Below are 13,674 nucleotides of genomic sequence, written 5' to 3' on the forward strand. Positions count from 1 at the left end.
TTTTTATTTACAAGGGGGAGATTTTAAATGGCTTTGAGTGGTTCATTTTATAAGACTATAAGAAGTGGATACACATTTAAAGTAAACTGGTCAGCTACTCAAGATGAGGCTAACAACAGGAGTACAATTACTCTTAAATCTTATTTGATAGCTAACTATTCAATTTATTCAAGTGCTAGTAAAAGTGGTAGGTCTTATGTGGATGGTAGCTACTCCAGTTGGTCATATAGTGGATTTAATGGTTCTGGTACTTACCACCTGAACACTACAACTAAAACTGTTGACCACAACTCAGATGGTACATTAACTGTTGATCTGAGAGCATGGTTTGACATCAATGTAAGGCTGTCAGGTACTTACTATGGCAGACAGGAAGCAAGCGACAGGGTAACACTTGACCCTATTCCTAGAGCCTCTAGCATCTCTAATGATAGGGACTGGAAAGCAGGTGGATTCTTTAGAATTAACATCTCCAGAGCATCATCTAGCTTTACTCATACAGCCAGAATTTATGTTAATGATAACTGGATTAAGACTGTATCAGGCATTGGATATACAAAGGATGTCATCTTTACTACTGCTGAGAACAAAGACATTTTCACTCAGTTGAATGGAGCTGCTACTGGTCAATCAAAGGTTATTCTTGAAACTTATAAAGGCAGCTCATACATTGGCTCAAAGACTTATTATGGTACTGTAACTGCTCCTGAGGCTTCAGCAACCAATAGTGCCTTTGACCATTATGTTTATACTGACCAAAAGATTGACATTGGACTAGATGTGGATTTGGATGATTTCACTCATAAGATTGTCATTACTTTGGGTAACTTTACAAAGACCATTACTGGTGTAGGTTCATCAACATCATGGACTCCAAGCAGCTCAGAGCAGAACAGTCTTAATGCTGAGATGCCTAATGATTTGTATAAGTCAGGTAACATTGCTGTCTATACCTATTATGAGGGTGTGCAGATCAGGGAAACCAGAAATGCTCTGTTGCAGTTTTATATCCCATCAGGGAGGGAGCCAGTCTTTGGAGGGTCATTCTCTTATAAAGATACTAACTCCACAACTACTGCTGTGACAGGTAACAATCAGTATATTGTCCAGAATAAATCAGATATTCAGATCACTTTGCCCTCCTCATCTAAAGCAAGTGGTAAGTATGGTGCATCCATCAAGAAATATATTGTTACTTTGAATGGTGTTCAGAAAACAGCTAACTACAGTTCTTCTGACATTGTTCTCAGCTTTGGGTCTATATCTTCTGGAAGTGATGTGACTGCATCCATTAAAGCAATTGACAGTAGGGGAGCAGAGTCCACCATCAGCAGGACTATCAGCATTCTTCCTTATAAGAATCCTAAGGTTAATGTTTCTGCTAAGAGGCTGAATAACTTTGAGAGTGACACAACAATCAGCATGTCAGGTTCTTTCTCAGCATTGACTGTTGGTAGTGTTAAGAAAAACTCTCTGGTATCCATGAAATACAGATACAGGCAGAAAGGGACAGGTAGTTATGGCTCTTGGAAGGACTTTTCTTTCAGTACTTCTGGCAGCTCATTTACAGCATCTAATGTGTCTGAGAGCCTTGATAACCTTAAATCATGGGACTTAGAGGTATATGTATCAGATAAGTTGGGAAGTGTCTCAGAGGTCATCTATGTAGCCTCAGGACAGCCTGTACTGTTCATTGATAGTAAGAAGAGAGCAGTAGGAATAAACACTTTCCCTACTTTGAATGACAGGCTTGAGGCAAGGGGTGGATTTTCCCTTATCAATGATTCATGGACTACTTTAAATATCAAGTCAGAAACTGCTGATACTGATGCTGTACTACAACTAGAGACTCCTAATGGTGATTGGGCTTTAAGGAATGATGAGAGCGACAGTAACAAGATGGATTTCAGATGGAACAATTCTACTAAATTCAGCTTTCAGACTGATGGTACTGTGGACTTGAATGGAGCCTTGAATCTGCATAATAATGCAATTATTGCAGAGGAGGCAGGGTCTACTAACATTGACCATATGTATCATGATGATGCAAGTAATGCTTGGCACTTTGTTTCTGATGGTTCTTACAAACAGGAAGGAAACAGTACTCTGGTTGCAGGTAGCATAATGTTGACCAGTACAGGAGATGTAAGTGCCTCTACAGCTTCTACTAGGGGTATAACTATTGGTAATCCTACAAGTGGCTCCTCTTTGAAAATGGATACTAATGAGGTTTCCTCTTTTGATGATGGAGGACAATCTGTGCTATACCTCAATCCAGATGGTGGAGATGTAAGGATTAATAGTGCTACCAGTAAGCCTCTCCTTATCTCAGATGGAGAACTGGTCAATGAATCTTATATCAGGGCATCCTTACTTAATGGTTGGGAGCATTATGGAGGAGGATATGGCTATGTGGAGTACATGAAAGATAAAAATGGAATTGTACATCTACATGGACTGACTTTAAGAGGAGACTCAGGTAGTGATATCTTCCATCTCCCTAGTGGATACAGACCATCTCAAACAGAAATTCATACTGTTTACACAAGTGGTGGAGGTCTAGGTAGGGTTGATATTTATGATAGTGGAATTGTGAGGCATAAAGATGGTAGCACAGGCTATGTAACCTTATCAGGCATTTCATTTAAAGCAGGTAACTAAAGGGGGATTATTATGGCAGTAAAACAATATCATCAGGTTGATCTTCAGACAGGCATCATTTTAGATGTCTGTCTTTTTAATGATGAAATTACAGATAAAGAGGGCAATGTAACTAAACTGGAAGTGCCAGGGGATTATAAAGAAGGTTGGGGAGATAGAGTGTTCTATAACCCTGTCTTTGACTTTGAGCTGCAAGATTGGGTTGAGAGCAGAGATGTAGAGGAAATCATTAAATCTGAAAGGGCTAAGAAGGATGCGGAATTGAATCAAGCCTGTAAGGAGGCTATCTTGGCAGGATTTTACCATACCATTGATGGAGTGGATTATCATTTCTCTTATGACACAGAGGCTCAGATTAACTTTGGGGACTCCAGAGAGTTGCTGTCAGAGGGACTTGTCTCAGAGATCATGTGGACTGTTAAAAAGGATGGGGAGTATACCAGAATCCCTGTTAATAAAGAAATCATGCAGGAGTTGACTGTGGCTATTATACAGCATAAGCAGGGGAATATCTCCAAGTACAGGGATGTACTGATGCCTCAGGTGGAAGCAGCTCAAACTGTAGAAGAAATACAAGCAGTTGAATGGAAATGAAAGCAGGAGACATCATCTTTGTTAGAGGCAAGACTCCAATCTCTGGGATTATTAGATATTTTGATAAAGGGGAATTTTCACATGTAGCTGTAGCTGTTTCAGATACTCATATCATTGAGGCTGAATGGTCTACTAAGTCAGTCATTACCCCTCTGACTCACAAGGATTATGAGGTATTTCCCATGGACTTGACTGAGGAACAGAGGGACAGGCTGATTAAAAAGGCTATCCAGTTGACTGGTAGGTGGTATGACTATCCTCAGCTTTTGAATTATGTGGTCAAGGAAGATAAGTGGGGCAGTCCTAAAAACCTGATCTGCTCAGAAATAGCTTATCTGTTATTGAAAGAGGTAGGTGTAGAGGTGAGTAATGCCTCTGCTACTCCTAATGAGTTGTACAGGGATTTAGTACTTTATTCTCAGTCTCTCAGAAATCCTAATAAGTAGGAGGCTCTTGGACTTTATCTGTCTGGGGGTCTCTTTTTTCAGGCTTATTTAGGGATGGAAAGGGGGATGCTGTTTGTCTTACTTGAATCAGATCAGTACATGGATAGTGGGAGTAGCAGGGAGTGTCTATGCCTTTGTAACAGGGCATTTTGATGTAGCTACTCAGATACTCATTGGACTGATGCTTATGGATATAGTGACAGGGCTGATGAAAGGTCTACAAAAGAAAAGGCTGAAATCAGCAATCATGCATATGGGAATCATGAAGAAAGGCGCAATAGCTTTATCTATTGTCTTTGCTTACATGCTTGACCTGTTGCTCAATGATGGTCAGCCAGTATTTGTAACCATGATGACATGGCTATCTATTGGTAATGAGGGCTTGTCAGTAATTGAAAATCTGACTGCTCTTGGAGTAGGTATTCCTAAACAGATTACAGACAGATTGGCTCAGTTTGCAGATCATTCTGAGCAAGTGCATGAGGAAAAAGACAGTAAGTAGTTGGCAGAGGCTCAGGGTTTTTTCCTTGAGTCTCTTTTTTATGACTAAATTTAAAGGAGAGATATAAATGGGAGGTTCATTGCCTTTTTACTATGACTATGTACAGGTGAACAAATATTCAAGACCTGGTAGTAAGCTGGTTGCTCACAGAGGTATTGTCATTCACTACACAGCGAATAGAGGAGCAACAGCAGAAGGGCATCAGGATTACTTTGATGGTTCAGATGGTGGTGGAGGTAGATATGCAGGGGCGCACATCTTTGTTGATAAGGATAGTGCTGTATGTATTATTCCTCTGGATGAGGTTGGCTACCATGCTAATGAAAAGTCCTGCAAAATCAGTCACTTTAAGGCTAAGAGTGGAACATATTCAGGTAATGCTAACCTGACTACTATTGGCATTGAAATGTGTATTGAGAAAGATGGCTCATTCCATCCAGAGACAGTCAGGAGGACTCAGGAGGTTGTCAGATATCTAATGGATCTGTTCAACATTCCTCTTAAATATGTAGTAAGGCATTATGATGTGACAGGTAAAATCTGTCCTAAGCCTTATGTAGACAGTCCTTCTGCTTGGAACAGTTTCAAGAATGGTATTAGCAGCTCAAAGGTTTCTACAGCTTCTGTTTCTACAGCTTCAGGTCAGATTGGTGTAGTTGAGGTTCTGGTTTCATCTTTAAATGTCAGGGAGTCTGCATCCTTCTCATCTGAGATTGTTAAGGTCATCCATCAAGGGGAGAAATACAAAGCCTATGATAAGAAGAATGGTCTTTACAATGTAGGTGGAGATCAATGGGTTTCAGCAGGTAGTAAGTATGTCAAGTTTACTCCTGTACCAAAAGACAGGTTGGTTATTGTAGATACTCCTTCCCTTTGGACTTACAACAGTAAGGATTGGGATGATAAGGCTGAGGTTGTTCATGAGGGTGAGGCTTTCACTATTGTAGGTGAGTACACAGTTGGTGGAGGAAAGATGTATCAGATCAAGTCTGGACTCTACATTACAGCTAATCCAAAGTATGTAAAGGTTGTTGACCAGTAAGCAGCTCAATATCAGTATCATTTTGATAGCGTATCTTACTACTATTAAATAAATAAAGAGAGATATATAAGTAGTAGATAGGGTATCATTTTGATAGCGAAAAACAGGGTTATCAGTATCATTTTGATAGCGATAAGTGAATATTGTAGGAATTACTGGAAAAAGGGAGGCTTTTTAAAAGTCTCTCTTATTTTTTTATTCTTTTTTGTCACAGGTGTCACAGTTTAGAAATCTGTCTCTAATGATGACTCTGAAAGCAATACTTTAAGGAGGTCATTATAGATGACTAAACAAAATGCAGTTCTCTCAGTAGATTTCACTAAGATTTACTCTACTGCTGAGGATGGTGTTATTGACACAGCTAAAGTATGTATCTCGAAAGAGGCAATACAGTCAGGAATTATCGCAGACATCGGAGCGAACAGACTGGCAATCCTGTTAGCCATTGTTAGCTACATGGATGAGAATGGTCAGGCTTTTCCAAGTCAGGAGAAGATTGCTGAATTAACAGGACAAGGCAGAGCGACAGTACAGAGAAACATCAAGTACTTACTGGAGGCTGAGTTTAATGGACAGAAGCTCCTCAGCAGAGAGTTGCAAGGAGGCACTAAGAAAAAGTCCATTTACACAATTACTCATGGTGAGGTTACTGGTACTGATCTGACTGATGAAACAGCAAAAAAAGCTGAGAAACCTAAGCAAATGAAAAGTAAGGATTATGTATTGTATTTTGCTGAGAAATTCAGACAGCAGTATGGGCATGACATAACCATTGATTGGAGAAAAGATACAAGCCTCATGAAAAAAGTAGTTGATAACTATGGAAATGAGGAGGAAGTCATTAAGGCTCTCATTGATATCTGTTTCAGAGAGTACAAGAACAAATGGTACAAGCCACAGTATCCTACTCCAAGCATTTTCACCTTCTATAAATTCATTGCTGATGCTTGTCACAACATCTACAAGGTTGAGCTGGAGCAGTCAATGAAACAGCAGGAAAGAAAGCAAAAGGCTGTAGAGCAGGATGACACAGATAGAGCCTTAGACTTGTTTGATATTTAAGGAGGATTACAGATGACTAACCAAAGAGAATGCAGTTTCCATAAAACAGAAAGAGAGTGTGATTACACCTGCTTCCCATGTACTTTCATGCATGGGGTTGAGGGTGGTAAAGGAGGCATCTGGGCTACTACTGGTGTCCCTAAGAAATACAAAGGAACAAGGCTTGAGAATCTTCCTATTGAGGAGCAGAATCCTAAGGCTTTTGGAATCCTGAGCAAGTACATCAACAATATTCTCCATTTTGTACAGGAGAAAAATGCAGGGCTGTTCCTTTACAGTCTGCCAGATGATGAAAATCCATTTGGTACTGGTACTGGTAAGACAACATCAGCTACTACAGTCCTTAACCATTATGTCATTGAGAGATCAAGAGCCTATCTGAAAGGGCAACAGGAGATGAAAGACAATCCTGCAATCTTTGTAAAGGCTACTGAGTTACAGAATGCTTTTAATGCACAGTTTAGAGGGACTATGGAGATGAAAGATGAAGCCTCTCAAAGATACTACAACCTCAAAAGAGCAGTTAAGAATACTGAGCTGGTTGTACTGGATGATATTGCAACAAGAGGCTCCAGAATCTCTGAGCCATATGAGGATGAGCTTTATGAAATCTTAGATTACAGAGATACACAAGGGACAGGGGCTACCATCTTTACCTCTAATGTGAACATGGAAGAAATGAAAAACTCACTAGGAGATAGGATTGCATCAAGAATTGCAGGTATGACAGTCAAGATTGGCTTTAAAGGCTCAGACAACAGATTAGATAGCTTGTTTAAGTGATTACTAGGAGGCAGACATAATGAGCATGATTGAACATCAGTTACTAAGTAAAGTCCTTGAGGAGAATAACTTTTATGTCCTCAATAAATTCAACATCAAAGATACAGATTTCTATACAATCCCTGAGGTCTATGAGTTCATCAGAGACTACAGCAAAGAGCATGGGGATACTCCAGACTACAGAACAGTAGTATCCAAGTTTAAAGCATTTGAGTACATGCCTGAGACTGCTGATAACTTTGCCTACCTATGTAAAGGTCTTAAACATGCTACAGCCAGAAGATCATCTGTAGAGCTACTGCAAAAGAAAGCAGGTAAGAAATATGATGAGCTGCAAGGCACAGACTTCATTAATTGGTTAGCTGATGAGGTTAATGGAATCAAAGAGATGGCATCTGCTGATAGTTATGCAGGAGTCAACTTTGCTACCTCTGGTCATGAAAGATGGGAAACCTATGAGGAATCCAAGGAGCAAAGAACATTCAAATTTATCCCTACTCCATATGAAAGCCTGACCAGATATTTAGGTGGAGGATTTGAGCTGGGGGACTATGTTTTGCTACAAGCCTACACTAACAGAGGTAAATCATGGATTGGTTCCCATATTGGAGTAACAGCATGGCTGAATAACTTTGGAGTACTGCACTACTCTCCAGAGCTTTCAAAGGAGCAACAGTCTCAAAGGAATGATACTCTGATTGGTCACTTTAACAATGTGCATCTTAAAACTGGTCAGCTAGATAATGAGGGGACTTACAAGAATTATCTTAGTGAGTTTAATGAGGAGAATGAAATTCCATACATCATCAAGACTATGGAGCATCTTCCTCAAGGATTGTCTACAGATATTATTTCTGCTGATCTGCAATCCAATCCAGACATTAAGATGGTCATTATTGATGGATTCAACCTTATGAGTCACAAAGGTAAAGATGGCAACAGGAACAACATGAGTAACACATCAAGGCAGCTCAGACAGTTGTTTGCCAGACATGGAGTTGTAGGCTTGGTCATTCACCAGACTCCTACTTCTGCCGAAAAGGAAAACCAATCAGATGATGAAACAGGAGTCAGAATTGTAAAGCCCCCTGAGCTGCATCAGTACTCTGAAACAATTGCAGTTATTCAGGATGCTTGTACTATCCTCAGCTATGATGCACATGATGGAATAGGTAAGATCAAGATTGCAAAGACAAGGACTCCCTCAGTAAATAAGGAGATTACTCTCCACACAGATTACAACCATGGTTACATCAGGGAGGCTACAGTTGTTGACTACATCTAGGAGAAGTATGCCCAAAGGGTTACAGTATAGCGAAAAACATTTTAAAGGATTACAAGTGGTGAGAAGGAAAGGAGGTGTCACAATGCCCTACAGCATTTATAACAATAGCTTAGTTGGCAGGAGAGTACTGGTTAAGGATTTCAGCAGACTTGCATCAGTAGTACAGGATGGCTCAATGGAAGTCTCTCCTTTTGTCGCAGTCAGATTGGATAATGAGCCTAATTTCATCAAGGTTTGCAAGTTGGATGAGGTTGTAATTTTAGGAGGTAATTCTAATGGGATTTCACAAGGATAGTCAGTCAGTAGGAGTAGGGTTCTGTGATGAATGTTATATCAGAATCTTTGCAGATGAGACTCAGGTGGTCATGGATGGAAAGCTGATCTGTGAGGACTGTGTAGAGGAGATGGATGAATAATGGCTGTAATCATAAGAGAACAAGAGGTTGATGTGGAAATTGAGGAGGAGCTTGAGCCTTATATAGAGGAGTTTCCTAAAGCCAGAGTCAGGGGGAACAAGTTACAATCCTGCTCTCCATTCAGACATGAGAAAACTCCATCATTCGCTGTAAATCTGGAAAATGGAACATGGATTGACTCAGGAGCAGATGATGAAAGTTGGTACAAAGGTAATTTCATTCAGCTACTGGCTTTCCTTATGGGTGTCACTTATGAGGAAGCTGAGCTGCTACTGTGGGAAAAGTACAGGACTATCTATGCTGATGTAGACAACCTTACTCTTAACATTCAGTTGGAAAAAGAGGAGGAGCAGTACAAGATCATCACTAAAGAGGAGATGGCTCCTTACCTATACAGACATCAATACTTAGGTAACAGAGGGATTAAGGAAAATGTACAGAGAGCATTCAAGGTGGGCTACTGGAGGGATAAGAAAGCAGTAGTTCTGCCTTGGACTGATAAAGAGGGCAATATCATTAATCTCAAATTCAGATCAGTTAAGGATAAGAGGTTTTGGTATCTGCCAGATGGTCAGCCAATCAAGCATCACATTTATGGACTGCATTTCTTCTTTAAGAAGGATTTTAAGACAGCCTTTGCTGTTGAGTCAGAAACAGATGCTATGTACTTGTGGAGCTGTGGCTATCCTGCTATAGCTTTTGGTTCAGCATCAATGAGCAAGCAACAAGAGAAGCTGTTGATTAACAGTCCTATTGAGAGGCTTGTGATTGCTACTGATAAGGATAGTGCTGGGAATAGGTTCAAGGGGAATTTAATTGAGAGGTTACAGGGGGTCTTAGAGGTGTGGGACATGCCTATCCCCCATGGTTGTAAGGATGTTAATGATATAAAGGCAGAGGACATGCATTGGGCTACAGGACAAGCTGAGAGGGTTACAGTCAGCTTTCTGTAGTCCTTTCTTTATATTGAATTACAGAATACTGAAAGATAGTGCCTAAGACCTATGGGCAGAATTACAGTATCCTGATATTATATTCATTGTAGCAAGTGCATTACAGAATACTGAAATTCAAATAAGTGACTTACATCAGGAGCAAGCAATAGCAGAGGACAAGTATGGGTACTCTCCAAGGCTTTCTTTGAGTACCTTTTTTTTGCCCTCCTGATTACAGGATACTGAAATTCAAATAAGTGAAAGTAGCTGATCTGCTCTTTTGAGGAGAAGCCAAGTCCTGCCACAAGTATGTCCTTTTGATTACAGAATACTGTAATTCACTTCGCAAATAAAAATCTAACTTTCAAAGGAGTTTTTACTATGTCTAACATCATCATCAAAACAAATGAGGAAATCAACGCAATCGCTATGGAGTACAAAGCAGCTCAATCTGAGGATGTGTTCATGGAGCTTTACAGCGCATGTCTGCCATTGGCTCAGAAAGTGGGCTACAAAATGTACCACCAGTCTAAAGGTCTTGGTAAACCTGCTGAGGATTTTCTGAATGTGGCTGAGTATGCAATCTTTACTGCTACTAAGAATTATGAGGCTGAAAAGGGTGGGTCTTTTACTGCTTTCTTGAAGAGGTCTATTCAATGGGCGATTAATGATGAAATCATCAAAAAGGCATCTACTAAGACTGAGCAGTTTCATTCTAAGGCTCTTTCTTTGGACAAGCCTCTTTCAAGTGGGGAAGGTACTTTTCTTGATGCTGTTGAGTACCAGGTCGCTACAGAGGCAGATGAAGTCTTTAACCAAGTAGCTGAATCTTTGGAGTCTCCTCAGGATTCCTATATGTCTATTGTCAATGATCTGATTGCTGAGTTCTCTCAGTCTGCGTCTGATGTAGATGGTGACATTATCAAGCATGTTTTCTCTACCATTTTATCTGTAGAAGATGCTACTGCAAGAGTGGTAAACAAGGCTCTTGAGTCAGCTATGCCTGATTTCAAGTCAGCTACTCTTAGAAAGAAAAAATCCAGAGCTTTGACTAGATTTACAGACTTTGCGAAAGAAAAAGGATTTTCTCAGTTAGACCTGTCACAGTTTTAAGTGGCAGTCTAACTATAGTAATGAGGCAGGGGGCTAAGCCTGAGGGCTGATGCTCCTTAACTGCCTTGAGTAAGATTGCAATACATTTGGTTAATGTATTACATTATACAGTTATCCAATATATCGACATCTTAAACCTGTTTTTAAGGATTTTTAGAGAAAAAGTTAAATAATTATTTTTGATACTTAATCTCTGAACCAATAGAGGCTCTATAAGTGTGGATATAAAGTTACATTATTCTGGTAAACAGTAGTCTGAAAGTCTCTAATTAAACTATAGGTATTACTATATTACAGTTTACTGGAAAAGTAAAGGCGATTAACCAATCTTTTTAACTATATTTACCTGCTAGTAGCTCAGTTGGATAGAGCGACTGCCTCCTAAGCAGTAGGTCACAGGTTCAAGTCCTGTCTAGCAGACCATATCTCCCTATAGCTCAATTGGATAGAGCATCAGCCTTCTAAGCTGAGTGTTACAGGTTCGAGTCCTGTTAGGGAGGCTTTATATTATGGGCAATTTGCTCACCTAAATTACAGCTCAATGTAGCTAAAGGAAAGGGAAATGTTAATGTCAGTAATTACAGCAAAAGGCAGTCAAGCTAAAGAGAATGCTAACAAAAAAGCTAAGGTGGATACTTCCAAAATCTATCTAAGACTTAAAGAGAATCAATCTCATAAAGTTAGGGTTCTGGGAGTAGAGGATTATGTTGAGTATGAGTCCAGAGGAGAATACAATCTAGGAATTTACAATCAACCTGTAACTCCTGACAGTCCTTTGAAAGTGGCTCATGAAAAAGGTGGAGAAAAGTTTAAGCCTTTGTTTGCTAAGAAAAGATATGTCTTTGTATTTGGTTCACTAGAAACAGGTGAGCTGGTAGCATGGGATGCTTCTAAGAATCAAGCCAAGAAAATGATTGCTGATATTGAGGACTATCATGAGCAGGAGGTACTGGATGAGATTGCATTCAACCTTAAAAGGACTGGTGATAAGACTGATACTGTCTACAGCCTAACTCCTATCATGAAAATGAAAGAAGAGGACAAAGAAAAGTTTGAGGCTTTCAATGGTACTGAGGTTGAGATGGAGTTCTTTGAGCAGATCATTCAGCCTAAGGATGATAAATTCCTTGCTAAGTTGCTGAAAGATGCAGGTTTTGATGTAGCGACACACCTTCCACATATCCAGTTGGATGATGAGGAGCAAGGCAATGACTCTGATGAGGGAGAGCCTATTACAGATGATGGGCAATCTGATGAAAGTCTGCTAGAAACAATTTAATTACTGAAAAAGGAGATGAGGTTTTTCCTCTCTCCTCTTTTTTTATTACTACTCAGGAGGGAATATATTGAAAAAACTATTAGCTGTACTGGTGTTTGGAATGACAATGTTTTCTGGTTCTACTGCCTTTGCTCACACAGTTGAGGAAGGAGATACAATGTCTGATATTGCTAAGGAAAATGACATGAGCCTACATGCTCTAAGTAAACTGAATCCACAGGTTAAAGACATTGATCTGATTATTGTTGGACAGGAGATTAAGACTGAGGCGAATGTATCTAAAACAGAGGTTAGAGAACAGCCAGAAGTCAAACAGGTGAAAGCAGCTCAAGCTAGTGAGGTTGCTGTAACCCAACATGAAAAGGACTTAATGGCAAGACTGGTAAGGGCTGAAGCTCAAGGAGAATCTTATCAAGGTAAGGTAGCTGTAGCTGAGGTTATTGTAAACAGGGTGGAGTCAGATCAGTTCCCTGATACAGTATCTGGAGTTATCTACCAGAGTGGTCAGTTTAGTCCAGCAACAAATGGCTCAATCAATAGAGCTGCTACTGAGGATTCTAAAAAAGCAGTTAATGAGGCTCTTGCATCAGAGTCCAGTATTGTAGGAAACAGTCTGTTTTTCTATAATCCTCAAACAGCATCTAGCAGATGGCTAGACAGTAAATCAACTAAGGCTGTCATTGGAAATCACACATTTAAGTAACTGAGTGGAGCAGAGGCTCCTCTCTTTTTTTTATGCTTACTGTCACAGTTTGAATAACTCCTCTAAGGATAGTTTTGAAAGTTAATCCAAGGAGGCAGATATAGTGGAGTTTTTTGAATTGCTAAAAGGTATTGCAGAGGGTAATTATGGTGAGGGTGATATGTTTGAATCCACATCAGGCTCTAAGCTCATTTACAAAGAGGGAGTATTGCATTGGGTAACATCTGGAGGGTATGTTGGGACTCCTCTTATTCTGAATGGTGAGGTCATTAGTGAGCAATGGACTAAGAAAACAGACAGTACCATCATTACATTCCTTGAGGCTTTACCTCTAATTCATAAAGGTATTGAGGTTAAGATTAAGGTAGGTACAGAAGATGCAATCAGATACTATCCAGTAGACAGTTTAGATGAGCTGGACAGAATAATTTCCAAAAAGGAATACTTAGATGATCTGTATGTAGCTGATGTATTTGTAGAAAAGAGTGACTTACCTATTGATATCACTAATAACATTAGTCAGCATTTTGTGATAGATGATTCAAGAGCAGTAGTTTCTCCTGCTCTTAACATTAAAGAGGCATTTATTTTACCTAAGGTGAGGAAAGGTAGAAAACTGGAGTACAATGAGGCTTATGAGATTCATCACAAATATCACTTTGCTAAGAAGGGTGTTCCTCAGTTAGCCAAAGAATATGATGTATCAGAAAGAATGATTTACTATGTCTTGGATGGTACTCATTGGGAAGCAGCTCACACAGCATTTCATGAGGAGTACTGTGTAGTAAAAGATGATTATATGATGTAAGCAGGGTAGGGGCTTAGCCTCTATCCTATTTCTGTATGCAGAAGT

General features: G+C 39.7%; 14 protein-coding genes and 2 tRNA genes. All 16 read left to right on the forward strand.

The features are described from left to right. Positions 1-27 precede the first annotated feature (27 nt). The 16 genes from ACXAJH_RS17510 (at position 28) to ACXAJH_RS17585 (ending at position 13,629) form a co-directional block, all read left to right on the forward strand. The gene (locus ACXAJH_RS17510) at positions 28-2,661 is read left to right on the forward strand and encodes a DUF859 family phage minor structural protein (RefSeq protein WP_474994776.1); all 2,634 of its coding nucleotides are present in this window, start codon (positions 28-30) and stop codon (positions 2,659-2,661) included. 12 nt (positions 2,662-2,673) lie between these two features. Then, a complete protein-coding gene (locus ACXAJH_RS17515) occupies positions 2,674-3,255 on the forward strand; it encodes a DUF4376 domain-containing protein (protein WP_474994777.1) in 582 nt (193 codons plus the stop codon). Next, entirely contained in the window at positions 3,252-3,701 is a 450-nt protein-coding gene (locus tag ACXAJH_RS17520) for a YiiX/YebB-like N1pC/P60 family cysteine hydrolase (RefSeq protein ID WP_474994779.1), read from the forward strand. Before ACXAJH_RS17515 ends, ACXAJH_RS17520 begins: the two co-directional genes overlap by 4 nt. Positions 3,702-3,774: 73 nt before the next feature. After that, entirely contained in the window at positions 3,775-4,203 is a 429-nt protein-coding gene (locus tag ACXAJH_RS17525) for a phage holin family protein (protein ID WP_474994780.1), read from the forward strand. Positions 4,204-4,270: 67 nt separating this feature from the next. Continuing rightward, positions 4,271-5,245: an N-acetylmuramoyl-L-alanine amidase gene (locus ACXAJH_RS17530; RefSeq protein ID WP_474994781.1), complete on the forward strand. Its 975-nt coding sequence runs from the start codon at positions 4,271-4,273 to the stop codon at positions 5,243-5,245. 282 nt (positions 5,246-5,527) lie between these two features. Continuing rightward, the gene (locus ACXAJH_RS17535) at positions 5,528-6,307 is read left to right on the forward strand and encodes a helix-turn-helix domain-containing protein (RefSeq protein ID WP_474994782.1); all 780 of its coding nucleotides are present in this window, start codon (positions 5,528-5,530) and stop codon (positions 6,305-6,307) included. Positions 6,308-6,319: 12 nt separating this feature from the next. Then, a complete protein-coding gene (locus ACXAJH_RS17540) occupies positions 6,320-7,090 on the forward strand; it encodes a P-loop NTPase family protein (protein ID WP_474994784.1) in 771 nt (256 codons plus the stop codon). 19 nt (positions 7,091-7,109) lie between these two features. Further along, the gene (locus tag ACXAJH_RS17545; protein WP_474994786.1) at positions 7,110-8,375 is read left to right on the forward strand and encodes a DnaB-like helicase C-terminal domain-containing protein; all 1,266 of its coding nucleotides are present in this window, start codon (positions 7,110-7,112) and stop codon (positions 8,373-8,375) included. Positions 8,376-8,650: 275 nt separating this feature from the next. Beyond that, positions 8,651-8,791, forward strand: coding sequence for a hypothetical protein (locus ACXAJH_RS17550; protein ID WP_474994788.1), 141 nt, complete (start codon positions 8,651-8,653; stop codon positions 8,789-8,791). After that, positions 8,791-9,744, forward strand: a complete 954-nt coding sequence (locus ACXAJH_RS17555; RefSeq protein ID WP_474994789.1) for a toprim domain-containing protein — start codon at positions 8,791-8,793, stop codon at positions 9,742-9,744. The genes ACXAJH_RS17550 and ACXAJH_RS17555 overlap by 1 nt, the downstream gene beginning before the upstream one ends. A 363-nt stretch (positions 9,745-10,107) precedes the next feature. Beyond that, complete coding sequence (locus ACXAJH_RS17560; RefSeq protein ID WP_474994790.1) at positions 10,108-10,839, forward strand: sigma-70 family RNA polymerase sigma factor; 732 nt, start codon at positions 10,108-10,110, stop codon at positions 10,837-10,839. Positions 10,840-11,185: 346 nt separating this feature from the next. After that, a tRNA-Arg gene (locus tag ACXAJH_RS17565) sits at positions 11,186-11,262 on the forward strand. A 3-nt stretch (positions 11,263-11,265) separates the two neighbouring features. Continuing rightward, positions 11,266-11,339: transfer RNA gene (locus ACXAJH_RS17570), tRNA-Arg, on the forward strand. Between the two features lie 68 nt (positions 11,340-11,407). Then, positions 11,408-12,118, forward strand: a complete 711-nt coding sequence (locus ACXAJH_RS17575; RefSeq protein WP_474994791.1) for a hypothetical protein — start codon at positions 11,408-11,410, stop codon at positions 12,116-12,118. 67 nt (positions 12,119-12,185) lie between these two features. Then, complete coding sequence (locus ACXAJH_RS17580; protein ID WP_474994793.1) at positions 12,186-12,821, forward strand: cell wall hydrolase; 636 nt, start codon at positions 12,186-12,188, stop codon at positions 12,819-12,821. A gap of 103 nt (positions 12,822-12,924) precedes the next feature. Then, positions 12,925-13,629, forward strand: a complete 705-nt coding sequence (locus ACXAJH_RS17585) for a hypothetical protein (RefSeq protein ID WP_474994794.1) — start codon at positions 12,925-12,927, stop codon at positions 13,627-13,629. Positions 13,630-13,674 lie beyond the last annotated feature (45 nt).

The sequence above is a fragment of the Halobacillus sp. ABD4_316 genome (assembly GCF_056161385.1).

Excerpts from the sequence above, each read along its gene's own strand:
- ACXAJH_RS17530 (WP_474994781.1), top strand. The coding sequence starts at position 4,271 with ATGGGAGGTTCATTGCCTTTTTACTATGACTATGTACAGGTGAACAAA.
- ACXAJH_RS17535 (WP_474994782.1), top strand. The coding sequence starts at position 5,528 with ATGACTAAACAAAATGCAGTTCTCTCAGTAGATTTCACTAAGATTTAC.
- ACXAJH_RS17555 (WP_474994789.1), top strand. The coding sequence starts at position 8,791 with ATGGCTGTAATCATAAGAGAACAAGAGGTTGATGTGGAAATTGAGGAG.
- ACXAJH_RS17510 (WP_474994776.1), top strand. The coding sequence starts at position 28 with ATGGCTTTGAGTGGTTCATTTTATAAGACTATAAGAAGTGGATACACA.
- ACXAJH_RS17575 (WP_474994791.1), top strand. The coding sequence starts at position 11,408 with ATGTCAGTAATTACAGCAAAAGGCAGTCAAGCTAAAGAGAATGCTAAC.
- ACXAJH_RS17560 (WP_474994790.1), top strand. The coding sequence starts at position 10,108 with ATGTCTAACATCATCATCAAAACAAATGAGGAAATCAACGCAATCGCT.
- ACXAJH_RS17515 (WP_474994777.1), top strand. The coding sequence starts at position 2,674 with ATGGCAGTAAAACAATATCATCAGGTTGATCTTCAGACAGGCATCATT.
- ACXAJH_RS17540 (WP_474994784.1), top strand. The coding sequence starts at position 6,320 with ATGACTAACCAAAGAGAATGCAGTTTCCATAAAACAGAAAGAGAGTGT.
- ACXAJH_RS17520 (WP_474994779.1), top strand. The coding sequence starts at position 3,252 with ATGAAAGCAGGAGACATCATCTTTGTTAGAGGCAAGACTCCAATCTCT.
- ACXAJH_RS17545 (WP_474994786.1), top strand. The coding sequence starts at position 7,110 with ATGAGCATGATTGAACATCAGTTACTAAGTAAAGTCCTTGAGGAGAAT.
- ACXAJH_RS17550 (WP_474994788.1), top strand. The coding sequence starts at position 8,651 with ATGGGATTTCACAAGGATAGTCAGTCAGTAGGAGTAGGGTTCTGTGAT.